Origin of the sequence: Faecalibacterium hominis (ex Afrizal et al. 2022) (genome assembly GCF_049545105.1) — a bacterium.
Lineage (GTDB): Bacteria > Bacillota > Clostridia > Oscillospirales > Ruminococcaceae > Faecalibacterium > Faecalibacterium duncaniae.
This window is the reverse complement of sequence record NZ_CP186860.1, coordinates 2,498,662-2,524,207: the sequence shown is the minus strand read 5'-3', so window position 1 is coordinate 2,524,207 and position 25,546 is coordinate 2,498,662. Positions and strand designations below refer to the sequence as shown.

25 protein-coding genes, 1 tRNA gene and 1 riboswitch are annotated in these 25,546 nt (G+C 59.7%); of the genes, 10 read left to right on the top strand and 16 right to left on the bottom strand.

Translation table 11 applies throughout. From position 1 onward, the window contains the following. Window positions 1–29 precede the first annotated feature (29 nt). Window positions 30–128, bottom strand: a riboswitch (SAM riboswitch). Between the two features lie 136 nt (window positions 129–264). The 9 genes from deoC to ACKXGA_RS12105 form a co-directional block, all read right to left on the bottom strand. Beyond that, window positions 265–930: a deoxyribose-phosphate aldolase gene (deoC, locus tag ACKXGA_RS12145; RefSeq protein WP_005929296.1), complete on the bottom strand. Its 666-nt coding sequence runs from the start codon at window positions 928–930 to the stop codon at window positions 265–267. Between the two features lie 14 nt (window positions 931–944). Next, the gene (locus tag ACKXGA_RS12140) at window positions 945–1,082 is read right to left on the bottom strand and encodes a hypothetical protein (RefSeq protein ID WP_005929299.1); all 138 of its coding nucleotides are present in this window, start codon (window positions 1,080–1,082) and stop codon (window positions 945–947) included. A gap of 149 nt (window positions 1,083–1,231) precedes the next feature. Next, a complete protein-coding gene (locus ACKXGA_RS12135) occupies window positions 1,232–1,843 on the bottom strand; it encodes a sodium ion-translocating decarboxylase subunit beta (RefSeq protein WP_423729592.1) in 612 nt (203 codons plus the stop codon). Window positions 1,844–1,998: 155 nt separating this feature from the next. Then, window positions 1,999–3,909, bottom strand: a complete 1,911-nt coding sequence (locus ACKXGA_RS12130) for a bifunctional 4-hydroxy-3-methylbut-2-enyl diphosphate reductase/30S ribosomal protein S1 (protein WP_423729591.1) — start codon at window positions 3,907–3,909, stop codon at window positions 1,999–2,001. Between the two features lie 24 nt (window positions 3,910–3,933). After that, complete coding sequence (locus tag ACKXGA_RS12125; protein ID WP_117477202.1) at window positions 3,934–4,545, bottom strand: lysophospholipid acyltransferase family protein; 612 nt, start codon at window positions 4,543–4,545, stop codon at window positions 3,934–3,936. Beyond that, window positions 4,546–5,211 (bottom strand): (d)CMP kinase, encoded by a 666-nt coding sequence (cmk, locus tag ACKXGA_RS12120; protein WP_215666279.1) that lies wholly within the window; start codon window positions 5,209–5,211, stop codon window positions 4,546–4,548. Window positions 5,212–5,332: 121 nt separating this feature from the next. Beyond that, the gene (locus tag ACKXGA_RS12115; RefSeq protein ID WP_423729590.1) at window positions 5,333–6,628 is read right to left on the bottom strand and encodes an NAD(P)/FAD-dependent oxidoreductase; all 1,296 of its coding nucleotides are present in this window, start codon (window positions 6,626–6,628) and stop codon (window positions 5,333–5,335) included. A gap of 135 nt (window positions 6,629–6,763) precedes the next feature. Beyond that, window positions 6,764–7,555 (bottom strand): M23 family metallopeptidase, encoded by a 792-nt coding sequence (locus ACKXGA_RS12110; protein ID WP_117535668.1) that lies wholly within the window; start codon window positions 7,553–7,555, stop codon window positions 6,764–6,766. Between the two features lie 145 nt (window positions 7,556–7,700). Further along, window positions 7,701–8,402, bottom strand: a complete 702-nt coding sequence (locus tag ACKXGA_RS12105) for a Bax inhibitor-1/YccA family protein (protein ID WP_117535667.1) — start codon at window positions 8,400–8,402, stop codon at window positions 7,701–7,703. Window positions 8,403–8,515: 113 nt separating this feature from the next. Here ACKXGA_RS12105 and hemW point away from each other — a divergent pair, with 113 nt between their 5' ends. After that, window positions 8,516–9,598 (top strand): radical SAM family heme chaperone HemW, encoded by a 1,083-nt coding sequence (gene hemW, locus ACKXGA_RS12100; protein WP_423729589.1) that lies wholly within the window; start codon window positions 8,516–8,518, stop codon window positions 9,596–9,598. A 447-nt stretch (window positions 9,599–10,045) separates the two neighbouring features. Here the strand turns inward: hemW and ACKXGA_RS12095 are convergent, their stop codons facing one another. From ACKXGA_RS12095 to ACKXGA_RS12085, 3 genes are all read right to left on the bottom strand, one after another. Then, window positions 10,046–10,624: an ATP-binding cassette domain-containing protein gene (locus ACKXGA_RS12095; RefSeq protein WP_117506132.1), complete on the bottom strand. Its 579-nt coding sequence runs from the start codon at window positions 10,622–10,624 to the stop codon at window positions 10,046–10,048. Further along, window positions 10,617–11,393: an ABC transporter permease gene (locus ACKXGA_RS12090; protein ID WP_207697082.1), complete on the bottom strand. Its 777-nt coding sequence runs from the start codon at window positions 11,391–11,393 to the stop codon at window positions 10,617–10,619. The genes ACKXGA_RS12095 and ACKXGA_RS12090 overlap by 8 nt, the downstream gene beginning before the upstream one ends. Window positions 11,394–11,456: 63 nt before the next feature. Next, window positions 11,457–12,479, bottom strand: coding sequence for an ABC transporter substrate-binding protein (locus ACKXGA_RS12085; protein ID WP_423730407.1), 1,023 nt, complete (start codon window positions 12,477–12,479; stop codon window positions 11,457–11,459). Between the two features lie 178 nt (window positions 12,480–12,657). Here ACKXGA_RS12085 and ACKXGA_RS12080 point away from each other — a divergent pair, with 178 nt between their 5' ends. Genes ACKXGA_RS12080 through ACKXGA_RS12070 form a run of 3 tightly spaced genes read left to right on the top strand, consistent with a single transcriptional unit; the run spans window position 12,658 to window position 14,917 of the window. Further along, window positions 12,658–13,338, top strand: coding sequence for a Crp/Fnr family transcriptional regulator (locus ACKXGA_RS12080; RefSeq protein ID WP_117534544.1), 681 nt, complete (start codon window positions 12,658–12,660; stop codon window positions 13,336–13,338). Between the two features lie 20 nt (window positions 13,339–13,358). After that, entirely contained in the window at window positions 13,359–14,336 is a 978-nt protein-coding gene (locus ACKXGA_RS12075; RefSeq protein WP_423729588.1) for a glycosyltransferase family 2 protein, read from the top strand. Continuing rightward, complete coding sequence (locus ACKXGA_RS12070) at window positions 14,333–14,917, top strand: flavin reductase family protein (RefSeq protein WP_005929331.1); 585 nt, start codon at window positions 14,333–14,335, stop codon at window positions 14,915–14,917. Before ACKXGA_RS12075 ends, ACKXGA_RS12070 begins: the two co-directional genes overlap by 4 nt. A 192-nt stretch (window positions 14,918–15,109) precedes the next feature. On the opposite strand, the gene ACKXGA_RS12065 is transcribed toward ACKXGA_RS12070, so the two are convergent. After that, entirely contained in the window at window positions 15,110–17,194 is a 2,085-nt protein-coding gene (locus tag ACKXGA_RS12065; RefSeq protein ID WP_423729587.1) for an elongation factor G, read from the bottom strand. A gap of 243 nt (window positions 17,195–17,437) precedes the next feature. On the opposite strand from ACKXGA_RS12065, the gene ACKXGA_RS12060 reads away from it, so the two are divergent. The 6 genes from ACKXGA_RS12060 (at window position 17,438) to ACKXGA_RS12035 (ending at window position 21,738) form a co-directional block, all read left to right on the top strand. Further along, the gene (locus ACKXGA_RS12060; protein WP_035393303.1) at window positions 17,438–17,917 is read left to right on the top strand and encodes a deoxycytidylate deaminase; all 480 of its coding nucleotides are present in this window, start codon (window positions 17,438–17,440) and stop codon (window positions 17,915–17,917) included. Between the two features lie 116 nt (window positions 17,918–18,033). After that, window positions 18,034–19,032, top strand: a complete 999-nt coding sequence (argF, locus tag ACKXGA_RS12055) for an ornithine carbamoyltransferase (protein ID WP_097772773.1) — start codon at window positions 18,034–18,036, stop codon at window positions 19,030–19,032. A gap of 219 nt (window positions 19,033–19,251) precedes the next feature. Next, the gene (locus ACKXGA_RS12050) at window positions 19,252–19,824 is read left to right on the top strand and encodes a hypothetical protein (protein ID WP_035393305.1); all 573 of its coding nucleotides are present in this window, start codon (window positions 19,252–19,254) and stop codon (window positions 19,822–19,824) included. A gap of 103 nt (window positions 19,825–19,927) precedes the next feature. Further along, on the top strand, window positions 19,928–20,419 hold the full coding sequence (locus tag ACKXGA_RS12045) for an RNA polymerase sigma factor (protein ID WP_097769967.1): 492 nt from the start codon (window positions 19,928–19,930) through the stop codon (window positions 20,417–20,419). Beyond that, a complete protein-coding gene (locus tag ACKXGA_RS12040) occupies window positions 20,406–21,572 on the top strand; it encodes a DUF4349 domain-containing protein (RefSeq protein ID WP_423729586.1) in 1,167 nt (388 codons plus the stop codon). Before ACKXGA_RS12045 ends, ACKXGA_RS12040 begins: the two co-directional genes overlap by 14 nt. Before the next feature lie 89 nt (window positions 21,573–21,661). Then, window positions 21,662–21,738, top strand: a tRNA-Met gene (locus ACKXGA_RS12035). Window positions 21,739–21,875: 137 nt separating this feature from the next. Here the strand turns inward: ACKXGA_RS12035 and ilvD are convergent. The 3 genes from ilvD to ilvN all read right to left on the bottom strand — a co-directional run bounded on the left by ilvD (window position 21,876) and on the right by ilvN (window position 25,537). Then, entirely contained in the window at window positions 21,876–23,534 is a 1,659-nt protein-coding gene (gene ilvD / locus ACKXGA_RS12030) for a dihydroxy-acid dehydratase (protein ID WP_423729585.1), read from the bottom strand. A gap of 204 nt (window positions 23,535–23,738) precedes the next feature. Next, entirely contained in the window at window positions 23,739–24,758 is a 1,020-nt protein-coding gene (gene ilvC / locus ACKXGA_RS12025) for a ketol-acid reductoisomerase (protein WP_005929348.1), read from the bottom strand. A 215-nt stretch (window positions 24,759–24,973) separates the two neighbouring features. Continuing rightward, window positions 24,974–25,537 (bottom strand): acetolactate synthase small subunit, encoded by a 564-nt coding sequence (gene ilvN, locus ACKXGA_RS12020; protein ID WP_097772776.1) that lies wholly within the window; start codon window positions 25,535–25,537, stop codon window positions 24,974–24,976. Window positions 25,538–25,546: the final 9 nt, after the last annotated feature.

Sequence of the window (25,546 nt, the reverse complement as noted above, 5' to 3'; positions counted from 1 at the left end):
GCTCAGAACCGAAGCTCTGAGCGTTTGCACTCTTATCTTTCGGTTTCCCGCAGGATTTGGCACCTTATGCTTTCGCACAGGTTGTCGGGCTTCACAGGGCCTGTCCCCTCAGCCGCTCTTGATAAGTCGGTATTCAGTTGTTTTCCGAGAGATATCTTATCATCTCTTCGTCAGATTGTCAAGAAGAGTATCACTCTTTTTAGACATCTCAACGAAATTGATTAGGATTTCCCCTAGAAGTACCGGGAGTTTCCCGAAGCTCTCTTAGTAACCCTTAGCCTGTTCGCCGTTCAGCAGCTTGACCGCACGGGAAGTGCCCAGACGGTCTGCGCCCAGAGCGAGGAACTTTTCCATATCCTCCACGGTGGAGATGCCGCCGGCAGCCTTGACCTTGCAGCGGCCATGCACACCCTTGACCATCAGCTCCACATCGTGGAAGGTAGCGCCTGCGGTGGAGAAGCCGGTGCTGGTCTTGATGTAGTCAGCGCCCGCCTCGCAGACGATGTCGCACATCTTTTCCTTTTCCTCGTCGGTCAGCAGGCAGGTCTCAATGATGACCTTGAGTACCTTGTCGCCCACAGCCTGCTTCACAGCACGGATGTCCTCACGGACTGCATCGTATTCCTTGTTCTTCAGGCGGCCGATGTTGATGACCATGTCCACCTCGGCAGCGCCGTTCTCAATGGCAGTCTTGGCCTCAAAGGCCTTGCTGGCGGTATCCATGGCACCCAGAGGGAAGCCCACCACGCAGCACACCGGGATGCGGCCCGCCATATACTCGACCGCCTGCTTTACATAGCAGGTGTTGATGCAGACGGATGCGGTGTGGTTGGCAATGGCCTCATCACAGATGGTCTGGATCTGGGGCCAGGTGGCCTCAGGCTTCAGCAGGGTATGATCGACATGGGAGAGGATTTCTTCACGGGTCATATTATTTTCCTCCATCAATTCTTGCTGGCACGGCGGACCTTTGCCATGCCCACAGCGCTCAGGGCAATTGCCGTTACGGACGCAGTGGCACCAATGATGCCCAGAACAAGACCGGAAACCAGGAATGCAAAACCTTTCAGACCACGTTTCATAATACCGTACCTCCATTGTTTTGTTACTTAAAACTCCCTCAGTCACCTTCGGTGACAGCTCCCTCTGAGAGGGAGCCTTGTCGGCAAATGCAAGGCAATGCCTCCCTCCCAGAGGGAGGTGGCTGCACCGTAGGTGCAGACAGAGGGAGTTACTTCTTCTTAAAGATGATCAGCTTGCTGAACACATAGTTCAGCACCACGACCACCACGTTGGAGAACACCTTGACGCACAGACCCCACAGCTCCTGCGCATCGTAGAGGGTAGTGACAAAGATGGCCGTGGGGCCGTCTGCACCGCCGATGATGGCAATGGCAGCAGATCCATCCGCCGCCGAAGCCACACTCGAAGCCTGAACGGCGTGCACCACCGTATCCGGGCCAAACCAGCGGGCCAGCACACCCAGCACACCGCCCATCAGGTTTTCCATCAACGCCGCGCCCTGGGCCGCCAGCAGATTGCCGAGCACCAGCATGATCACCGTATCCACCAGCATTGTGCCCAGACGGCAGGTGACAAATGTGCCGAACTCCCGTGCCATCTCCCGGCCACGGGTCTTGCTGCGGAAGACGAACGCCCGGTTGGTGGCATAGGCAAACAGGATGCAGAGGATGTTGTCCAGCACATTGCCCCAGCTGTTGGCGGCGGTGTAGCCGAACAGCCTGTTGAACAGGGCGTACAGCACAATATTCAGCAGGGTGGTCAGCACGCCGAAGATCAGGTAGGACAGGACCTCATAATGCTTTTTGATCCATTTGAACATAAAAATATCTTTCCTGTCAGCATCCTCACCCTCTCCGTCATTGCGGAAGCAATGACGGAGAGGGCAATCCGCTTAACAAAAACAGCCCCGCCGCCGTTACCCGGCAACGGGGCTGCAGTCGCATTGTGTCTGAAACTCAGCGAACCACGGACTGATTACTCAGCGTCGTCGTTCAGCAGAGCCTTCATGGACAGGCTGATGCGCTTCTTGTCGAAGTCAACATCCAGCAGCTTCACATCGACCATATCGCCGACCTTCAGTGCGTCGGAGACCTTCTCAACGCGATCATTGCTGATCTCGCTGATGTGGACCAGACCGTCAACACCCGGCAGGATGCGGACGAATGCACCGAACTTGGTCAGAGACACGACCGGAGCATGGAAGGTGCTGCCGATGGGGTAGTTGTTCTTCAGCTGCTCCCAGGGGTTGTCCTCAGCCTTCTTGTAGCCCAGAGAGACCTTGTGGTTCTCGGTGTCGATGTCCTTCACATACACTTCGATGGTGTCACCAACGGAGACAACCTCGGAGGGATGCTTGATGCGGTTCCAGCTCAGCTCGCTGATGTGGCACAGGCCGTCCACACCGCCGATATCGACGAATGCACCGTAAGAGGTCAGGCTCTTGACAACGCCGGTGTAGGTCTTGCCCACCTCGACATTTGCCCAGAACTCCTCACGCTTTGCCTTGTTCTGCTCAGCGGTGACCTTGTTGATGCTGCCGACGATCTTGCGGCCGGAGCACTCGGTAACGACCAGCTGGACATGCTGGCCAACCAGAGCAGTGTAGTCCTCGTCACGGCGCATCGTGGCCTGAGAACGGGGAACGAACACCTTAACACCCTTGACGTTGACGACAACGCCGCCCTTGTTGAACTCGGTGACATCGCCCTCGACGACCTCGCCGGATTCAGCAGCCTTGGCGATCTCTTCCATGCCCTTGCGAGATGCGAGCTTCTTGCGGGAGAGCTGGATAACGCCGTCCTGGTCCATAACCTTCTCGACGATGAGGTCCAGCTCATCGCCAACCTTCACCAGGTCTTCGACCTTGGCGGAGGAATCATCGGTCAGCTCGCTCAGCTTGACAAAGCCGGTCTGCTTGGCTCCGATATCCACCTGGATCTCGTTGGCAGAGATGCTGGTCACGATTCCTTTCACAATACTGCCTGCATGAACACGCTTCTCCTCGGATGCGTTCAGCATCTCCTCGAAGCTCATGCTGTCATTGATTTCTGCGCTCATACTGTTAAGTACCTCCTCAATAATAGACGATGGCGTTGAAGCCCCTGCTGTTACGCCCGCCGTTTTTACATCTGCAAACCATTCCGGCCGAAGTTCGCTCGCTGTCTCGACCGTCACGGCTTTCGTATGCTTTGCGGCGACCTGTACCAGCTTTTGGGTATTGGAAGAATGATGACCGCCAATGACAACAATGATGTCGCATTGTTGGCTGAGGTCTTCCGCTTCCTGTTGCCTCGCCCACGTCGCATTACATATTGTATCAAAAATTCGGGCGTTTGTATAGGCTTTTTTGAGAAACTCCGAACTTTCTTGCCATTTTGTTACCTGAAATGTGGTCTGTGCAACCGCAAAAATGGGCTTTTGGGGGTCAGAGGGGCCTTTCCAGGCCTTCAACTCGTCCAGATCACTGAACACAAATACCTCTCCCCGGGTATGGCCCACGATGCCCTGCACTTCAGGGTGGGCAGCATCACCGGCCACCAGAAGCACCGCGCCCTCGGCCTCGGCCCGGGCGGCAATGCTCTGGATCTTCTTCACAAAGGGGCAGGTGGCATCGTGGTAAACAAGGCCGCGCTGCTCCAAAGTATCATAGATGGTGCGGGGCACGCCGTGGCTGCGGATGATGACCTCGTACCCGGTGGGGATATCGTTCACGGTATCGGCCACCAGCGCACCGCGCCTTTCCATATCGGCCACCGCCTGCGGGTTATGGATCAGCGGGCCCAGCGTTGCCACCTTATGGCCCTCGTTCAGCAGATTGTAGGTCAGCTCCACCGCACGGTTCACGCCAAAGCAGAAGCCGGCGGTTTTGGCAAGACGAATTTCCATAGCGTTTCTCCTTCTCCAAACCTCTTACTTCAAATTCTCCCAGGCATCCAGCAGTGCCTGCTTATTGGCCCGGAGCACCTTCATATCCCGGCGGCTCTCCATGGCGAACTGGGCGGCGGGCATCGGCTCGCCGTAGATGACGTTCACCCGGCAGAACAGCCGCATCTTCCCGTCCGGCGTATCGTAGCGGATGCGCACCGGCACTACATCCACCCCAGCCTGCGCCGCAATGACAAACAGGCCGCTCTTGGGCGGCAGGAGCCTGCCCTCTTTTTCGCGGGTGCCCTCCGGGAAGATGAGCAAAGTCTCCCCCGCCCGGCAGGCCTCCACGGTCCGGTCAATGATCTCCAGCTCCTCCTTGGTGCCGCGCACGCAGAGCGCGCCGCAGCAGCGGAAGAACCAGGTGAGCAGGACGTTGATCTCAAACAGCTCCTTTTTGGCAAAAACGAGCATCCGCCTGCCCCAGAACCGGCTGATGACGATGAACACCGGGTCAATGGCTGAAACGTGGTTGGGGGCAATGATGCAGCCTTTGGTCTGCACCTTGCGCAGGTTCTCGCGGCCAACGGTATGGACCCGGAAGCCGATGTGGAACACCAGCCAGGCCAGCGGCAGCAGTATGTAATATAGTACCATTTAATTAACCTTTTCTGCAATAATCTTTTTCATCGCCGCAAGGCTCTGCTCAAAGTTGAGGTCAGAGGTATCCAGCAGCACTGCATCCTCGGCCTGCTTCAGGGGGGCGGCGGCACGGTGGGTGTCCTGATAGTCCCGCTGCTTCACATCAGCCAGCACATCCTCAAAGGCGACCTCCATCCCCTTCTGCTGGTATTCCAGCCAGCGCCGTCTGGCCCGGGCTTCGGGGGCAGCGGTCAGGAAGATCTTGACAGTGGCATCCGGCAGCACCACAGTGCCGATATCCCGGCCATCCATCAGGACGTTCTGGGTCTTGGTCATGCCGCGCTGCAGCTCCAGCAGGAAGGCGCGGACTTCCGGGTTGGCACCCACGGCAGAGGCGGCCATGCCGGCCTCCTCCGTGCGGATGGCGGTGCTCACGTCCTCGCCGTTCAGATAGATATGCTGCTCCCCGTCAATGCAGTCCACCCGCAGGCCGACCTCCGGCAGCAGGGTGTTGACCGCCGCATTGTCCTTCGGGTCCACGCCCTTGCGCAGGGCATACAGGCCGATGGTGCGGAACATGGCACCGGTATCCACATAGATGTAGCCCATCTCTGCGGCCAGCCGCCGCGCCAGGGTGGATTTGCCTGCCCCCGCAGGGCCGTCGATTGCAACTGAAACCATTTGATACGCTCCTTTTATAATATAAGCTTTTCTTTTATCGGTCAGTATAAACTTTACGTAATGCCAAGGGCTCCCCTACTAGGGGAGCTGACATCAAGCGAAGCGCAGATGACTGAGAGGTTTAGTCCAGATTCCTCGCAAAGCTCTGCGCCGTACAGAAAGCGATCTGCAGGTTGTAGCCGCCGGTATAGGCATCCACATCCAGCACCTCACCTGCAAAGTAAAGGCCCAGCGCCTTCTTGCTCTGCATGGTCCTGGGGTCCACCTCCCGCACGGACACGCCGCCGGAAGTGATGACCGCATGGGCCAGGTCGCCCCGGGCATCGATGGGCACGTTCCAGTGCTTCATCAGGCGCACCAGCTCCCGTTTCTGCTCCCGGGTGATCTGGTTGGCCTTTGTGGCGGGGTCAATGCCCCAGCGCGCCACCATGACCGGCTGCATACTGGCAGGCAGCAGCTTGACCAGCGCCCCCTGGGCGGCATGGTTGGCCAACAGGGCAAAATCCCGGGTGATGCGGTCATAGAGTTGCTCCTCGCTCAGGGCGGGCTTCAGGTCGATCTCGGCGTGGTACTTGTGCTTTTTCATATCGCCCAGATGGCTGGACGCGCTCAGGGTCAACGGGCCGCTGATGCCAAAGTGGGTGAACAGCATCTCGCCCTGCTCCTCAAAGATGTCCTTGCCGTCCTCAAAAAGGGTCAGGGTCACATTTTTCAGGGCAAGCCCCATCATCTTTTTGCAGTCCGGGTCATGGCTGACCAGACTGACCAGACTGGGCACCGGCTCCACAAGGGTGTGCCCGGCCTGCCGGGCCAGCCGGTAGCCGTCACCGGTGGAGCCGGTGGTGGGGTAGCTCACACCGCCGGTAGCCACCAGCACGGCATCGGCCCGGTATTCTTTCCCGGAAGTCCCCCGCACACCGACACACCGCAGGGCAGGCCCGGCTTTTTTCTTTTTGGGATGGTGCGGATTTTCCGGCACGGCAGGGGCGGCTTCCGGCTCCGGGGGCAGCTCTTCCAGAAGCAGCTTTTTTGCCCCGTCATAGACGATCTCCGCGTCCTGTGCGTAGCGGAGCAGTGCCTGCCGGATCTCTTCGGCTTTGTCGGACACCGGGAACACCCGGCGGCCGCGCTCCACCTTCAGCTCCACGCCCAGGCTCTCGAACAGCTCCATGGTCCTGGCGGGCGGGAACGCCCCCAGCGAGGAGAACAGAAAGCGCGGATTGGTGCGGACATGGTGCAGAAACTCCTCTGCGGTGCAGTCGTTGGTCACATTGCAGCGCCCCTTGCCCGTGACCAGGATCTTCTGACCGGGCTTGTCGGTATGCTCCAGCACCGTTACCTGATGCCCCTGCCGCACAGCGGCCCCCGCCGCCATCAGCCCGGCCGCACCGGCCCCCACGATCAACACCTTTGCCATTCTGGTTCCTCCCGCAATTCACTGCCTGTCGAAATTTGTTCTAGTTTATCATACCAGAATCGGCCCGCAATTGCAATCTGCATTCCTTTGGAAAGGCACAGAAAAGCGGCAGACGGTCGTGTCTGCCGCTTGGGGTCACTGCATCAGTTTTGCGGGGTCAAGATAACTGTCGTCCTGCTTCACTTCCAGATGGATATGGCTTTCCTCGGCGCATTCACAGCTGACGCTGCCCACTTTGCCCAATGTCTGCCCGGCACTGACCGTCTCGCCCTCCTTCACCGCCGGGCTGGCCACGCCGCAGAGTCGCCAGACACGGCCCGCACTGTCCTTGATCGCCACAGTGGGGCCCCAGCTGCCATCGGAACCGGCCAGCACCACCGTGCCCGCCGTGGGGCTTTGGACGGCAGCATCCTTTGCGCAGGCATAGTCGATGCCGTTGTGGGTACGCCAGTCGCCCAGGGTCTTGTTGTAGACCAGCTCATCGCCGCTGTATCCATTGAGCACCCTGCCAGAGATCGGCTGCGTGGAAGCAGGCGCTGCCGAACTGCTGGCAGGCGAGGATGCACCTTGCAGCGCGGATGGTTCGCGCACCGAGCCAGAGCCAGCCTGCGGCACAGAGGAGGCCGAAGATGCACTCCGCGATGCCGAGGAGGCCGCCTTGGGCACATTGCTTACACTGTTTGCGGCGGGTTCGGTCGGCCATTCCCATGTTGTTTCGTCCTCCTGTGGCGTGGTGGTGGAAAGCCCCTCATCGATGCCGGGGGCCGTGGATGTGCTGTCCGGTGTCTTCAGGCCCGAAAGGTTCTTGTCCAGCTCGTCGCGCACGGTGCGCACCGCCCAGACCCCCGCTGCCGCTGCCGCCACCAGACAGGCCAGCAGTGCCAGTGCAAACCCTTTGTCCCGCAGAAATTTCCTGATCTGTTCCATGTTCGTTACTCCAATCCGTCATGGTTTCGGTTGATTTTCTGATTGCAGTATGCGATTCCGGAACCGGGTTTATACACATTTTATAAAAAGAAAACCCTCTCCGTCAAAGCCTGAGGCCTTGACGGAGAGGGCTGAAATACACAGATCAGCTGCGGCGGCGGTTGTTGCCCATCAGGCGGACAACATACAGGAAGATGTTGATGAAGTCCAGATACAGGGTCAGCGCGCCATAGATGGAAGCCTTTTCGGCCATCTCAGCATCAGCGGAGTAGTAGCTGTACATCTGCTGCAGCTTCTGGGTATCGTAAGCGGTCAGCAGCATGAACACCACCAGACCGATGCCGCAGTAGAGCACCGAGCCGCCAAAGCCGAAGCCGAACAGCATCCCCACAAAACCGGTGATGATCATGGCAACCAGAGCCATCATCAGGCGGGGGCCCCAGCCGGTCAGGTCCTTATGGGTGGTGGTGCCGTAAACAGCCATCAGCCCAAAGTAAAGGGACGTTGCCAGCAGCGCCATGATCAGGGTGCTTGCCGAGAAAACGAGGAAATAGTAGCTCAGCACCATGCCGTTGAGTAGTGCATAACCGAAAAAGGCCGCGCGGGCAGCTCCCACCGACATGGTCTGCACCCGGGAGCTCAGCACGATCACCAGCGCCAGCTCCGCAATGGTCAGCACAAGATAGAGCGAATCGACCAGATAGATGAGCGAGGTCGTCGCAGTGAGATAGGCCATGGCGAAGGTGATGAGCAGGCCGCAGGCCATCCAGCGGTAGGTGCGGGTCATATAGTCCGATGCGCTCATCGTGGGCTCCGCATAGCCGCGGTCATAATTTCTGTAATCCATTGTGGAACTCCTCCAGTCTTTTTGCCGGGGCGGGCATTCCGCCTTGCTCCGGTCTACGTTTTATAGTATACTGCATAGAAATGAACGTTTCGTGAAAAAGGCTGTGATATTGTATGTCTCTTGGACTTTATCTGCATATTCCCTACTGTTTTTCCAAATGCCGGTACTGCGATTTCTATTCTGCCCCCGGCCAGCGCGGTGTACCCACCCAGTATGTGGATGCCCTTCTGCGGGAGCTTGCCCGCTTTGCGCCGGAAGCACCTCTTCACCCGGACACGATCTATTTTGGCGGCGGCACCCCCAGCCTGCTCTCCCCTGCCGATGCCGCCCGGCTCATTGCGGCGGCAGCTCCGGCACCCGGGGCAGAGATCACGCTGGAGGCCAACCCTGAGACCGTGACCGAGCAGGCCCTGTGCGGTTTCCGGGAAGCCGGGGTGAACCGCATCTCTTTCGGGGTACAGTCGGCCCGGGACAGCCAGCTGAAAACGCTGGGCCGCCCCCACACCGCCCGGCAGGCCCGGGCAGCTTTTGCGGCGGCACGGCGGGCAGGCTTTACCAACATCAGCGGCGACATCATGCTGGCCCTCCCCCATTATACGCAGGCCGAATTCGACGAGACACTGGAGCTCATTGCGGAGGGCGGGGCAGCGCACATCTCCGCTTACCTCTTAAAAATCGAACCGGATTCCGCCTTTGGCAGGCACCCACCCGAGGGCCTGCCCTCCCCCGACGAAGCAGCAGACTTTTACCTCTACGCCGTGGAACACCTGGAGCACCACGGATACCGGCAGTATGAGATCTCGAACTTTGCAAAGCCCGGCTATGAGGGCAGGCACAACCTCATCTACTGGGACTGTGGGGATTACCTCGGCCTTGGCCCGGCGGCGCACTCCTGCATGGGCGGCAGACGATTCTATTACCCCGCCGACACCGAGGCCTTCCTGAACGACAAAGCAGCCCCCGTCATGGACGGAGGCTGCGGCGCAGAGGACTATCTCATTTTACAGCTGCGGCTGCGCAAGGGGCTGGATCTTGCCGCCTATAAGGCCCGCTACGGGAAAGAGTTTTCCACCGCCCAGCTCGCCTTTGTGAAGAACTGTGTGAAATCCGGCTATGCCACCTTCGATGGCAGCACCCTTGCCCTCACCCCCGCCGGGCTCATTGTGCAGAACAGCATTCTGGCAGAGCTGCTGTGACTTTTGCTTGACAATTTACGTTAAAACGTATATACTGAAATTACAAAAGGTGCTGCCCTCCAAACGGCTAGCTCCTTACGTTACTCGTATCAAAAAAGATTGACCGATTTGCTTGGGGAAGCATAGATGGCGGTCAGTCTTTTTTGTTTTTATATCTTTTGTCGTCATGGCTGATTTTCCATGTGATGTCAAAAACACCATATGCTACGCTGGAAACAAATGTCAACAGCAGCAGCACTTCTGACAAAGTCATGCGCATTCCTCCTTTCGCCGAAGCGTCGGGATTGTGCGCCCAAAAAAGCCGCCCTCCCGATGCCTGTTTACCAGTAAGTAAAACCTTTGCGGTTCGGTAAGGAGCGTTCAGCCGCCTACGTTTAAGGCAACACCTGATGACAGCTTAAAAGCTGTATTTTTAGGATATCATATTTTCTGACAAAATACAATCGCTTACGTCAGGTCAATGACCCTCCACCCCAGCTCCCGGATGGCTTCCCGGTCATGGGTGGCCAACAGAACAGCCCGTTCGCCGCGGCGCTCTTTCAGGAGCGCTGCGGCTTTTTTCATGGTCTCGGGGTCCATGCCGGTGAAGGGTTCGTCCAGCAGCAGGGTATCGCACCCGGCCCAGAGGGCGCGGAGCAGGGCCGCACGGCGCTTCTGCCCGCCGGAAAGCTTCCGGGCAGGCAGGGCAAGCGCCTGCTTATCATATCCAAATCGTTGAAAATCCGACACGATTTGCGTTTTGTATTGTGTTTTCCCCTCCGGGAGCACCAGTTCCACGTTCTGCACGGCGGTCAGCTGCGGGCAGAGCCGATCCTCCTGAAAGACAGCGCCGACCCGGCCCACGCCCTGCACCGTGCCGGAATCCGGTACTTCCAGCCCCATCAGGATGCGGAGCAGGGTGGTCTTGCCCCAGCCGCTGGGGGCCCAGAGGATGGCAGGCTCCGCAAGGGTCAGATCCAGATCCTCAAAGAGCGTTTTTTCTCCAAAGCGTTTTGTTAATCCGCAAATTTCCAGTTTGTTAATCATTTTTCGTCACATCCTCTCCCAACACACGGGCCACTGCCTTGTCCAGCAGGGCCAGAAACAGCTTCTCAAAGCCTGCGCTCAGCAGGATGATGACGAACGTCCAGGCGAACAGCTCCCCGGTAGAGAGTGTGATCTTTGCCCGGTAGAGGGCATCTCCGATGCTGCCATCGGGCAGGCCGATGACCTCGGCGGCCACACCGCTCTTCCAGCAGATGCCCAGCGCCACGCTGCACCCCTGCCGGAAGGCTGGCAGAATGGCGGGCAGCCAGATGGCTTTGACCCGCCGGGCCAGCGACAGACGGAACACCTGTGCCATTTCCAGCAGCTGCACGTCCGCGCTCTCGATGCCGGTGCGCACGGCACTGTACAGCACGGGCAGGACCATCAGAAAGCTGATGAGGATGGAGAGCGACCGCCCGCTGACCCACACCAGCGCCAGAATGATGAAGCTGGCCACCGGCGTGGCCTTGACCAGCTGGATGACCGGGGCCAGCAGCGTGTCCACCCAGGCCCAGCGCTCGGCGGAAGCCGCCAGCAGAACGCTGACCACCACGCCCAGCGCAAAACCCAGCAGGATATGCCCGGCGCTGAACCCCACCCGCTGCCAGAAATCGGCCTGCGGCAGCAGCTCCATCAGGGTGCCCGCCGCCTGAATGGGTGACACCAGAAAGACCTCCTGCCCGATGGCCATGGCCGCCGCCTGCCAAACGGCCAGCCAGAACACCGCCGCTGCCAGCAGCCCTGTGCGGCGTTTTTTTGTCTGTTTCATTTTACCTGCTCCGTTCTCACTCAAAAAGAGCCGTGCGGCTGCACGGCTCTCCTTTTTACCGGTTTACTGAAAACTGCGCTGGACGCTTTTCCAGAACACCTGGCCGGGCGTGGCCTTGGTGTAGTAGAAGTTTGCATCCGGCAGCTTGCCGCCCACTGCAGCGGGGGAAGCATCATACAGCACCTTGAGGTAGGCGTTGACATCGGCCTTCATCTCGTCCCCCACACGGTAAACGATGTTGCACTGGGGCAGCGCCTTCTGGGCAATGGCCTTTTTGGCCACCACGCCGGTCTCCTCGCAGAGAGCCGCCGTACCGGCAACATCTGTCTGGGCGGCCTTGATGCTCTTCTCGTAATCCCGCAGGAAATTTGCCACGATGTCCGGGTTCTCTTTGGCGTACTCGGTGCGGACAACAGTGACACCCGTGATGAGCTGGGTGTCGCAGACCTTGTTCCACTCCTTGGTCAGATCCAGCACCACCCGCAGGCTGCTGTCCTTCAGCTGGGCGGCGGTCACATAGGGCTGGGGCAGAACGGCAATGGCATCCTTTTTGGAGGCGGCCATCTGGGCGGTCACCTCAGATGCCTCGCTGTAATACTCGATCTTCACATCCTTATCGGGGTCCAGGCCATTCTTGGTGAGCAGATAGCGCAGAACATACTCCGGCGTGGTGCCCTTGCCGGTGGACAGGATGGTGCGGCCCTTCAGGTCGGCAAAGCTGTGGATGCTGTCACCCTTTTCCACCACATACAGCACGCCCAGTGTGTTCACGGCCATCACCTGGATGCCGCCATTGGTCTTCTGGTAAAGGGTCGCGGCCAGATTGGCAGGGATGGCGGCCATATCCAGTTCACCCTTGATGAGCTTGGGCACGATCTCGTCCGCTGCACCGTAGAGCTGCAGGTCGTAGTGCTGGCTGGCCTTGCCGCTGCGCTCCATATCCAGCAGATTGACCAGACCCATGGTGGTGGGGCCCTTCAGACCCGCAATGCGCACGCCGCTTTTTGTTTTGGCGGCAGAAGCCCCGCAGGCCAGCAGGCTGATCATCAGCGCAGCCGACAGCAGCAGGGAGGTCAGTTTTTTCATCATGGTTCAGATTCCTTCCTCTCTTTGTTGTTCCAACCAGAAACAAAATTTGTAAATTTTGCAAAATCATTTGCTTTACGCGCTCAAGTTTACTATAATGGAGCTAAAAATACCGTTGCCCATGCAACGGAATTGCAGAAGGGCGGTGAGGGCCCGGGGAAAACCTCACGGAACTGACATGGAAAACTATCTGCCGCTGTTACAATCCACCTCTCTTTTTGCCGGGATCTCTGCCGGGGAACTGCGCCCCCTGCTCAGTGAGCTTGGGGCCTGCATCCGCAGTTATGGCCGGGGCGAGGCGCTGGTGCAGGCCGGGGCCCCCAGCCGCCGGGTCGGCGTTGTGCTGACCGGAAGCATCGAGGCCTACCGCCCGGCACCGGGCGGGGCACGGATCCCCATCACCCACATGGGGCCGGGGGGCGTGTTTGGCGACGTGCTGGGCGGTTCCAGCCTGGACAGCCCGGTCACGGTGGTGGCATCCGCCCCCTGCGAGGCCCTGCTTTTCCCCTACGAGAAGCTGCTCCAGCCGGACGGCTCCGCTGCCCGCCAGCGCCTGCTGCAGAATCTGGTGCGGACCATCAGCGATAAATATTTCCTGCTCTCCCGCCGGGTGGACCTGCTGGTGATGAAGACCCTGCGGGCCAAGGTCTGCGCCTACCTGCTCAGCGAGGCCGAGCAACAGGGCAGCATGACCTTTACCATCCCCTTCTCCCGCATCCAGTTGGCCGATTACCTCAACTGTGACCGCAGCGCCCTTTCCCGGGAGCTGAGCCTGATGCAGCGGGATGGCCTGCTGGATACCTACCGTTCCAGCTTCAAGCTGCTGGAGCCGGAAGCTCTGCGGCAGATGATTCTATAAAAGGAAAGTGATCTATAACTATGTCTAAACCAATTCTCTGGATCGTGATCCCCTGCTACAACGAAGAGCAGGTGCTGCCCATTACAGCGCCGATGTTCCTGCAAAAGATCACCAGCCTCACCGAAAAAGGCATGATCAGCGACAAGAGCCGGGTGCTGTTCGTCAACGATGGTTCCCGCGACAAGACCTGGGAGCTCATCTGCGGCTTTGCAAAGCAGGATGCGCATTTCATCGGCATTTCCCAGAGCCGGAACCGGGGCCACCAGAACGCCGTGCTGGCGGGCCTGATGGAGGCCCGCGCCAATAACTGCGACATCACCATCTCCATCGACTGCGATGGTCAGGATGACATCAACGCCATGGACGAGATGGTACAGAAATATCTGGACGGTGCCGAGGTGGTCTACGGCGTGCGCAGCCGCCGGGACACCGACACCTTCTTCAAGCGGTTCACTGCCGAGGGCTTCTACCACCTGATGAATGCCCTTGGCGCGGATATCGTGTTCAACCACGCCGACTACCGGCTCATCAGCGCCCGGGTGCTGGACAGCTTTGCCGACTACAAGGAGGTCAATATCTTCCTGCGCGGCATGGTGCCGCTGGTGGGCTACAAGAGTGAGCAGGTGTTCTATGAGCGGCACGAGCGGCTGGCCGGTGAGAGCCACTATCCCCTGCGCAAAATGCTGGCGCTGGCCTTTGATGGCATCACCAGCCTTTCCAACAAGCCCATCCGGCTCATCACTGGGGCAGGCATCGTGGTCAGCCTCATCAGCTTCATCGGCGTGATCTGGGCCATCGTGCAGGCGGCCATGGGCAGCGTGGTGGCCGGCTGGGCCTCCACCATCTGCATCGTCTGCTTTGTGGGCGGCGTGCAGCTGGTCTGCCTGGGTGTCATCGGCGAATACATCGGCAAGATCTATATGGAAACAAAGGCCCGCCCGCGCTACATCATCTCGGAGCGCACCTGGGCCCCCTATGAAAGGAAGTATCACGGATGAGCAAACAGAGCTGGCGGGGCAGCACCCTGCTGAACCCGGAACCGCCGGTGCTGGTCTCCTGCGGCGGGCTGGAGCAGCCCAACCTCATCACCATCGGCTGGACAGGCACCATCTGCACCCAGCCCAGCATGGTATCCATCAGCGTTCGCCCCGAGCGGTACAGCCACCACCTCATCAAGGAGAGCGGACAGTTTGCCATCAACCTGCCCACTGAACAGCTGGTGCGTGCGGTGGACTGGTGCGGCGTGAAGAGCGGCCGCGACAACGACAAGTTTGCCGCCTGCAAGCTCCATGCCGCCCCGGGCAGCGTTCTGACCGACTGCCCCATCCTGGAGGAGAGCCCGGTCAATCTGGAATGCAGGGTCACGCAGGTCATCCCGCTGGGCAGCCACGACCTGTTCCTGGCCGAAGTCGTGGCCTGCGATGTGGATGAGAGCCTGCTGGATGAAAACGGCAAGCTCTGCCTGGACAAGGCAAAGCTGATCGTGTACAGCCACGGCGAGTACCTGAGCCTGGGCAAAAAGCTGGGCACCTTCGGGTACAGCGTGCGGAAAAAGAAACCCGGAAAACGAAAAAAATGATCTGACCTGCAAAAGGCGGGGCATCAGTGCAGTAAGCTGATGCCCCGCCTTTTTCTGTTTTGTTCCCTTCCCCCAACAACAAAAAGCCCCGCCGGCAGAGGGAATTGCCAGCAGGGCTCCGGAAATGTCAATATGAACTCAACTTGGTTCTCCTATCAGGAGAGCTGTCGAGCGGATACGAGACGGAGTGGTTTAATCCTCCGCGCCCTCATCCAGGTTGCCCAGCTTCTTGGCCTGCTCCACCACGGCAGGCACCAGCATCTCGGGCAGGATCTCGTAGCGGGCAAACTCGGTGGTGAACCAGCCGCGGCCCTGGGTGATCTGCCGGATAAAGGTGGTGAAGTTGCTCAGCTCAGCCAACGGGACCTCGGCAATAACGGTCTGCATGCCGTCCTCATCGGGTTCCATGCCCAGCACGCGGCCGCGGCGCTTGGTCACATCGCCCATGATATCGCCGGTGTTGTCGTTGGGGACATGGGCCTTCAGGGTATGGATGGGCTCCAGAATGACGGGGCCTGCCTCGGGCATTGCAGCCTTATAGGCCAGCTTTGCAGCCATGATAAAGGCCATCTCGGAGCTGTCCACGGGGTGGTAGCTGCCATCCAGCAGGGTAGCCTTCAGGCCGACCACAGGATAACCGGCCAGCACGCCCTTTTCGGCGGCAAGGCGGACACCCTTTTCCACAGCCGGGAAGAAGTTCTTGGGCACGCTGCCGCCGAACACCTTTTCCTCAAACACGACCTGCTCGCTGTCGCAGGGCTCGAAATTGATGACGACATCGCCGAACTGGCCGTGGCCGCCGGTCTGCTTCTTATGGCGGCCCTGCTTCTGGCAGGCCTTGCGGATGGACTCACGGTAGGCAATGCGGGGAGCTTCCAGACCGATCTCCACGCCGAACTTATTCTTCAGCTTGGCCTTGACCACATCCAGATGCTGCTCACCCAGGCCACCAATGATCTGCTGGTGGGTCTCGGCGTTATTGATGTAACTCAGGGTCGGATCCTCTTCCATCAGGCGGGCCAGTGCGCTGGAGATCTTGCCCTCATCGCCCTTTTTGGCCACGGTGACTGCCATGAACAGGCTGGGCAGCGGGAAGGCAGCGGCGGGCAGCTTGACCACGCGGGAAGCATCGCACAGGGTATCGCCGGTCTTTGCGCTGACCAGCTTTGCCACAGCGCCGATATCACCAGCACCGATGCCGTCGGTCTCGACCTGCTTCTTGCCGATGACGGTCAGCGGCTTGCCGATCTTCTCTGTCTCGCCGGTGCGGGCGTTGACCAGAGCAACGCCGCCGGTCACCTTGCCGCTGATCACGCGCAGGTAGCTCAGCTTGCCCACGAACGGGTCAGCCACAGTCTTAAAGACATAGGCTGCGGTGGGCTCGGTCTCATCACAATGCAGCTCCACAGGCTCACCGCTGGCATTCTCGGCCAGGATGGCGGCATCGTGCTGCGGGCTGGGCAGGAGCTTGTGCATATTGAACAGCAGCATATCCAATGCCTGCTGGTTGACGGCGCTGCCGCAGAACACGGGGGTGATCAGGCCGTCCTTAACGCCCTTGCGCATTCCCTCAACGATCTCCTCGGTCGTAAAGGGTTCACCGCCGAAGAACTTTTCCATCAGCTCATCGTCGGTCTCAGCAATGGCCTCGCTCATGGCCTCGATCAGGCCCTGGAAGCGGTGGCCGATATCGGGCAGCTCCACCTGGATCTGCTTGCCGCTCTCATACTTGAAAGCTTTCTGGCTGAACAGGTTGATGTAGACAGGGGTGCCGTCGTCCAGCTTGGCGGGCACAACACAGGGGCAGACGGTGGAGCCGAACTTGATCTTCATCTCCTCCAGGATCTTGAAGTAGTTGGCATTTTCCAGGTCGCACTTGGAGATGAACACCATGGTGGCCTTGCCGTTCTTGCGGGCCAGCTGGAAGGCTTTCTCCGCGCCCACGGTCACGCCGCTGCGGCCGGAAACACACACCAGCACGCTCTCGGCAGCGCGGATGCCCTCATACTCACCTGCCTCAAAGTCGAACAGGCCCGGCGCATCGATCAGGTTGTACTTGATGCCTTCGTACTCCACCGGCACCACGGATGCCGACAGACTTGCCTTCCGCTTTGCTTCCTCAGGGTCAAAGTCCGAAATCGTGGTGCCGTCCTCAACACGGCCCATACGCTCTGCTGCGCCCGAAAAATAGACCAGTGCCTCAGTCAGCGTCGTTTTGCCGCTGCCGGCATGGCCTGCAATCAAGATATTACGGATGTTGTTGCTTGCGTATTTCATATCGGTTTTTCCCTCATTTCCGCCGCACGGAGCAGTCTCTCCGTTTTTGTGGCATATTTTACAAAGATAATACCACACACAAAATGATTTTCAAATAGATTGTCCGAAATTTTCTTTCATCTGCCCGCCAAACTTCCCGGGGTTCTTTTGTGCATTTTGACCGGATGCGCGCAAAATCGATTGCAGGACGTGGGTTGGCATGGTACAATAGACCCAATGAAAGATAGAGGGAGGCACTTTGCCATGAAACGCACCGATTACATCAACTGGGATGAATACTTTATGGGCATCGCCCTGCTCACCGCCATGCGCTCCAAGGACCCCAGCAGCCAGGTGGGAGCCTGCATTGTCAGCCCGGAGAACAAGATCCTCTCCCTGGGCTACAACGGAATGCCCATTGGATGCGATGACGATGCCATGCCGTGGGAGCGCGAGGGCGACCCGCTGGACACGAAGTATATGTACGTCTGCCATGCGGAGCTCAACGCCATCCTGAACAGCGCCCACAACAACCTGAAGGGTGCCCGGGTCTACGTGACCCTCTTCCCCTGCAACGAGTGCGCCAAGGCCATCATCCAGTCCGGCATCTCCGAGGTGGTGTACTACGGCGACAAGTACCACGATTCCGATTCCAGCGTGGCGGCGCGGTTCATGTTCAAAAAGGCAGGTGTTCGCCTGACCGCCTACACCCCCAGCGGACGGAAGGAACTGCTGGAACTGTAAGGGGAGCGAAACTTCTCCCAAAACTTTCCCTTGAAAATACAGTTTATTCGTTATATAATAGAACCGCCTTATCGAATAAATATACATTTTATGTTGCATAGAGAGGAAAGTATACAATGAGTCTGAAAAATCGCAGTTTTCTGAAGCTTCTGGACTACACCCCTGCCGAGATCGAAGAGCTGCTCGATCTGGCCGCTGACCTGAAGGCCAAGAAAAAGGCCGGCATCCGCCACAATGAGCAGCTGGCAGGCAAGAACATCGCCCTGATCTTTGAAAAGACCTCCACCCGCACCCGCTGCAGCTTTGAGGTCGCCGCTCACGATCTGGGCATGGAGGTCACCTACCTTGACCCGTCGGGCAGCCAGATCGGCAAAAAGGAATCCATTGCCGACACCGCCCGGGTGCTGGGCCGGATGTTTGACGGCATCGAGTACCGCGGCTATGGGCAGGAGATCGTAGAAGACCTGGCCCATTACGCCGGTGTTCCGGTCTGGAACGGCCTGACCAACGAGTTCCACCCCACCCAGATCCTTGCCGACTTCCTGACCATCCGGGAACACTTCGGCAGCCTGAAGGGCATCCATTTCGTCTACTTCGGCGATGCCCGCTACAACATGGGCAACAGCCTGATGGTGGGCTGTGCCAAGATGGGCCTGCACTTCACCGCCTGCGCCCCCAAAAAGTATCAGCCGGATGCCGCCCTGATCGCACAGTGCCAGGCCATTGCCGCCGAGACCGGTGCCACCCTGACCTTTGAGGAGGACCCCGCCAAGGCTGCCCAGGGTGCCGATGTCCTCTACACCGATGTGTGGGTCTCCATGGGTGAGCCCATCGAGGTCTGGGCCGAGCGCATCCACGACCTGGCCCCCTATCAGATCAATCAGGAGCTGATGAATATTGCAGGCTCCAAGGCCGTGTTTATGCACTGCCTGCCCGCCTACCACGACCACAAGACCGCTGTGGGCAAAGAGATGGGCGAGCGCTTTGGCCGCGATGCCATGGAGGTGACCGATGAGGTATTCGAGGGCCCCCAGAGCATCGTCTTTGACGAGGCCGAAAACCGGATGCACACCATCAAAGCCGTGATGGCGGCTACGCTGGGCTATCAGAAGTAACTGCGTCTCTCTCAGCACAATATGCACAGGCCCGGTCGTTCCCGAACGATCGGGCTTTTTGTTTCTGTCTCCCGTTTTGGTCTGCCGGAGGCTCCCCCGCAAAGGGTTCTGGCCGCGCGGGAAAATTTTCCATTCTCCGAAAGCGTTGCAATTACAGTTGAAAATCCGTTGCAAAACCCATATACTAAAAGGGTAATGCTCTGGAAAAGGAGGGAGACTATGGGCGGAGGACATCTTTCCCGGCCGGACTTCGGGATGCCGCAGCCGGACCCGGACCACCCGCTGACCGAATTCTATCTGCTGCTGCAGCACGGGCTGGACAAGGCGGGGGTTTTCCACCTGCCTGCGCTCTATGCCAGCTTCCGGGCACCGGCCCGGCGCATCTATGCCGACGAGGCCGCCGGGTGCCTCACCCTCAGCGAAACGGCGGATGAGGGTGCTGTTCTGCTCTCTGCTCCCCGGAACCTCCAGCTGCTTTACAGCAGCCTGCATGTGGAGCCGGATGGCTCCCCCGCCGCCCTGCTGCTCACCGAGGAGTGTTCCCGCGCTGTCTGCGCGGTGCAGCTGCTGCCTCCCTTTGTCTGGGAGGACCCGCTGCCGCCCCTGCCGGATGTCCCAGCCGCTCTGACCCTGCAATTGACCCTGCAGGATGTGGAGGCCATCGACACCGACCCTGCCGCCCTTGCCCGCCGCCTGTGCCAGACCACCCGGCAGAAGCACTGGCTGGCCCACCCCAAAGCAGATCTGTATCTTGCGGAGAAAATTGCCCTTTTCCAAAGGCTTTATCGTTAATGCAATAATCCGTGCGCTTCACCCGTATATGGGGTGAAACGTCCCTTTGAAACAGTTGTTTCCACCAGCCCCGCCCGGGGCCGTAAAGGAGAGAAAGAGACTTATGGGACAGTTGACCAAAGACGAAGTTTTTGCGCTGGCTGTACAGCGATACAGCGACACCGTGTTCCGCGCCGCGATGCACAATTGCAGTTGCACCGCCGACGCGGAGGACGTGGTGCAGGATGTGTTTGAAAAGCTCCTGCGCTACGAAGGCCGCTTTGAGAGTGAGGAGCACCTCAAAGCCTGGCTGCTGCGGGTCGCCATCAATCGCTGCCGGGATATCACCCGGGCCGCGCGCCAGAAGGACACCGAACTGGACGAAAACATTCCTGCCCCGGAATCCGGAAATGACGGCAGTGTGCTCGATGCGGTGCGCACTCTGCCGGAAAACTACCGCAACGCCGTGTACCTCCATTATTACGAGGGCTACACCGCCGCCGAGGTAGGCCGGATGCTGGGTGCGCCCACCAACACGGTGCTCAGCTGGCTGCGGCGGGCACGCGCCCAGTTACATACGCTGCTGAAGGAGGAGATCGAAGATGAGGTGGTATGAATACAAAATGGAAGTGGACGATCTGCACGCTTCCGATGACCTGAAGGCAAAGCTGCTTGCCTTGCAGGCCAATGCCGCCGAGACCCCCGGTGCCAAGAGCATCGCCATGCCCGCGCCTTCCCCGACCCCCAAAAAACAGAAAAAGCCCCTCCGCTTCCCCGCCCGGCGCTGGGCCCAGCTGGCCGCCTGCGCGGCAGTCTGCGGGGTCTGCCTGTACGGTGCCGTGTATGCCTACGAATGGAAAGGGGTCACCCTGCTGGGCGGCGGCTCTTCCTCCAACTACTCTGCCGCCGCCACCAGGGCAGCCGCCCCGCAGGCAGCTGTTTCCTCCATGGAGGACACCGAAAACGCCACCTATGGTTCTGCGGACAACGGTATCTCCTCCTTCAGCGCAGAGGACGGCTACCGGTCAGCAGACACTGCCACCGGCGGTTCCCTGCTGACCTCCGGCGAAGCGGAGAGCGATGCTTCCACCCGCACCGCCGACAGCGCCAAGATCATCTATACTGCCAACCTCACGCTGGAGACCCGGGATTACGATACCGCCCGTGCGGCACTGGATGCGGCTCTTTCTGACGCGGACGGCTATATGGAATCCAGCAGCGAGTACACCAACACCGACAGCACCCGGAGCGTCAGCCTGACTTTGCGGGTGCCCCAGGACAGCTACAAGAGCTTTCTGGCCGCCGCTGCCCAGTCCGGCAGCGTGACCTACCAGAACCAGCAGGCGGAGGATATCACCACTCGGTATATGGACACCGAGGCCCGGCTGGCCAGCCTGACCGCCCAGCGCACCCGCCTGCAGGAGCTGCAGGCCCAGGCCGACACCCTGGCCGACCTGTTGGAGATCGAGTCCAGCCTGAGCGATGTGCAGTACCAGATCGAGAGCTGGCAGAGCCAGCTGGACTGGTACAGCAATCAGGTCTCCTGCTGCACCGTCTATATCACCCTGAACGAGGTGGAGACCCTGACCCCCACCAGCACCAGCTTCGGCGCAAAGCTGCTGGCCGCCCTGCGCAATGGCTGGACCGGCTTCGTGTCCGGTGCACAGGCCGTGGCGGTGTTCCTTGTGGGCGCATGGCCCGCCATCCTCATTGGCGCGATCTGCGGCGTGATCTACTACCGTGTCCGCCACCCCAGAAAGAAAAAGTAAAAAACTTTTCCAAAACCCTTGACATCCACCCGCCTCTGTGGTATTATACTTGAGCAGTCAGCGAAGAGCTGATGCAGACAAGTAAATATCGCGGGGTGGAGCAGTCTGGTAGCTCGTCGGGCTCATAACCCGAAGGTCGTTGGTTCAAATCCGGCCCCCGCAACCACCAAGCATCTTGAAGTGATTCAAGATGCTTTTCTTTTTGTCCCATTTCCCTTCCCTGCATCCCGCTGTACCCGGACACAAAAAAAGCTCCCGACGTTCTGCGCGTCGGGAGCTTTTGCTGTTATGCGGTCTTCCGGGTCACTTCAGCACCGCACCCAGGTTTGCACTGGTGACCATGCGGGCATAGCGGCTGAGCCAGCCGGACTTGATGTTGGGCTCGGGCGCAACGTACTTTGCCTTGCGCTCGGCCAGCACCTCGTCGCTGACCTCCAGCGTGATCTTTGCGTTGGGGATATCAATACTGATGGTATCGCCCTCCTCGATCAGGCCGATGGGACCGCCGGAAGCAGCCTCAGGGCTGACGTGGCCGATGGCCGCGCCGCGGGATGCGCCGGAGAAGCGGCCGTCGGTGATGAGGGCCACGGTCTTATCCAGCTTCATACCGGCCAGAGCGGAGGTGGGGTTCAGCATCTCGCGCATACCGGGGCCGCCCTTGGGGCCCTCGTAGCGGATGACCACCACATCGCCCGGGACGATCTGGCCTGCGTAGATGGCCGCAATGGCGGTCTCCTCGCTGTTGAACACGCGGGCCGGGCCGGAGTGCTGCTGCATCTCGGGGGCCACAGCGCTGCGCTTGACCACGCAGCCGTCCGGAGCAATATTGCCCCACAGGATCTGCAGGCCGCCGGTCTGGGAGTAGGGGTTCTCGATGGGGCGGATGGCCTTTTCGTTCAGGATGTGGGCACCCTTGATGTTCTCCCCCAGGGTCTTGCCGGTGACGGTAGGCACATCCAGATCCAGCAGGCCCTTCTTGGCCAGCTCTGCCTGCACAGCAGGGATGCCGCCTGCGGCATAGAGGTCGGGCATGTGGGTGGGGCCTGCGGGGGCCAGATGGCAGAGGTTGGGGGTCCTGGCGCTGATCTCATTGAAGAGCTTCAGGTCGATGGGCACACCGGCCTCGTAGGCAATGGCCAGCAGATGCAGGACGGTATTGGTGGAGCAGCCCAGCGCCATATCGCAGGTCAGTGCATTGCGGATGGAGCGCTCGTTGATGATCTGGCGGGCGGTGATGCCCTTGTTGACCATGTCCATAATGGCCATACCGGCGTGCTTGGCCAGCTGCAGGCGCTTGGAGTAGACCGCCGGGATGGTGCCGTTGCCGGGCAGGGCAATGCCGATGGCCTCGCACAGGCAGTTCATGCTGTTGGCGGTGTACATGCCGGAGCAGCTGCCGCAGCTGGGGCAGCAGTTGCAGGTGCAGTCTTCCAGCTGCTCGTCGGTGATCATACCGGCCTTGTAAGCGCCCACGGCCTCGAACATCTTGGAAAGGCTGACTTCCTCGCCGCCGTAGCTGCCGGCCAGCATGGGGCCGCCGGAGCAGACCACCGCAGGCACATCCATGCGGACCGCGGCCATGACCATGCCGGGCACGATCTTATCGCAGTTGGGCACCAGCACCAGGCCGTCCAGCTGATGGGCCATCAGCATGGTCTCCACGCTGTCACAGATCAGCTCGCGGGAGGCCAGGGAGTATTTCATGCCCACATGGCCCATGGCGATGCCATCGCACACGCCGATGGCAGGGATCAGGATGGGGGTGCCGCCCGCCATCTCCACACCGGCCTTGACGGCATCGGCGATCTTATCCAGATTCATGTGGCCGGGCACGATCTCACTGTAAGCGCTGACCACGCCGATCAGCGGGCGCTCCAGCTCTTCGGGGGTGTAACCCAGTGCGTAGAATAAGCTTCGGTTGGGGGCCCGCTCCGAGCCCTTGGTCACGTTGTCACTTCTCATGGTTTGTTCCTCTTTTCCTTATAACAAAAGACCCCCTCCCAAAGGAGGGAGCCTTTCTTAGTTTTAAAAGCAGCTTTTGGCTGAACTCCTTCCGTCATCGCTTGCGCGATGCCACCTCCCTCACGGAGGGAGGCTTCACGCTGCGGTCAGACAAAAGGCTCCCTCTTTGAGGGGGCTGTCGCCGCAGGCGACTGGGGGAGTTAATTACTTCTTCAGCCAGCTCATCATGCTGCGCAGCTCTGCGCCCACCTTCTCGATGGGGTGCTCGGCCTGCATCCGACGCTCAGCCAGGAAGTGGACCTTGCGGCCGCCCTTGGGGCTCATCTCGGTCAGGAACTCGGAAGCAAAGGTGCCGTCCTGGATCTCGGTCAGGACCTTCTTCATCTCCTTGCGGGTCTCCTCGGTGATCAGGCGCTTGCCGGTGCGGTAATCGCCGTACTCAGCGGTGTTGGAGATGGAGTAGCGCATCTTGGAGAAGCCGCCCTCGTTGATCAGGTCAACGATCAGCTTCATCTCATGGCAGGTCTCAAAGTATGCCATCTCGGGCTCATAGCCAGCCTCAACCAGCGTATCGAAGCCTGCGTGGATCAGCTCGCAGACACCGCCGCACAGAACTGCCTGCTCGCCGAACAGGTCGGTCTCGGTCTCCTCCTTGAAGGTGGTCTGCAGGATGCCGGCACGGCCAGCGCCGATGCCGGAAGCGTAAGCCAGAGCGATGTCCTTTGCCTTGCCGGTGTAATCCTGCTCCACACAGATCAGAGAGGGGCAGCCCTCGCCCTCGGTGTACAGGCGGCGGACGATGTGGCCGGGGCCCTTGGGAGCGATCATGATCACGTCCACGTTCTTGGGAGCGGTGATGGTCTTGAAGTGGATGTTGAAGCCGTGTGCAAAGGCCAGAGCCTTGCCCTCGGTCATGTAAGGTGCGACCTGCGTGTTGTAGATGTCGGCGCACAGCTCATCGGGCACCAGCATCATCACAACATCGCCAGCCTTGGCAGCCTCTTCGACCTCCATGACCTTGAAGTTGTCGTGGGTGGCGGCGAACTCGGAGGCCTTTGCCCAGTGGGCAGAGCCCTTGCGCAGACCGACAACAACGTTCACGCCGCTCTCGGCCAGGTTCTCGGAATGGGCGTGGCCCTGGCTGCCGAAGCCGATGACAGCAACGGTCTTGCCGTCCAGCACGCCGAGGTTGCAGTCGGAATCGTAGTATTTCTTGATCGCCATGGTAGTAGTCTCCTTTTACTCTTTCCTGTTTTATTTTTATATTTTGATTTTTATGGAAAACTGAGTGGACCCCCTCAGGCTCGCATCTGCTCGCCAGCTCCCCTACTAGGGGAGCCCTTGGCAGAAAGGGGAACTTGCAGGGCTTTATGCAACGCCAGAGCCGCCCCTACTAGGGGCGGTGGCAATGCGGAGCATTGACGGTGAGGTTTCTCCCCTTACTGCGGGCAATGGGTCCCGGGCAGGGGCAGCTGGGCTGCCCGCACCTCCTGCGGGGGCTTCTGCATGTGCTGGTGCATCCCGCCGCGCTCCAGGGCGGTCACGCCGGTGCGGCACTGCTCAAGGATCTTGTAGTCCGCCAGGATCTTGAGGAACGCGTCCACCTTTTCGGGGCGGCCGGTCAGCTCCAGCACCATGCTGTCGGGCGAAAGATCAATGATCTTTGCCTTGTAGATGCTGGCGATCTCCCGCAGCTCACTGCGGTTGTGGACATCGGCAGCCACCTTGAGCAGCAGCAGCTCCCGTTCCAGCGAGTTCTCGTGGTCCAGCACGAACACCTGCCGGGTCACTTCCAGCCGCTCGGTCTGGAGGATGAGCTGGCTCAGCGCCTTTTCGTCGCTGGTGATGGTCACGGTGATGCGGCTGACCGCCGGGTCGTTGGTGGCGGACACCGTCAGGCTGTCGATGTTGAAGCCGCGGCGGCAGAACAGGTTGGACACCCGGGCCAGAACACCGCTCTGGTTGTCCACCAGCAGACTGATGACTCTGCGTTTGGATTCCATGGGTCAGTC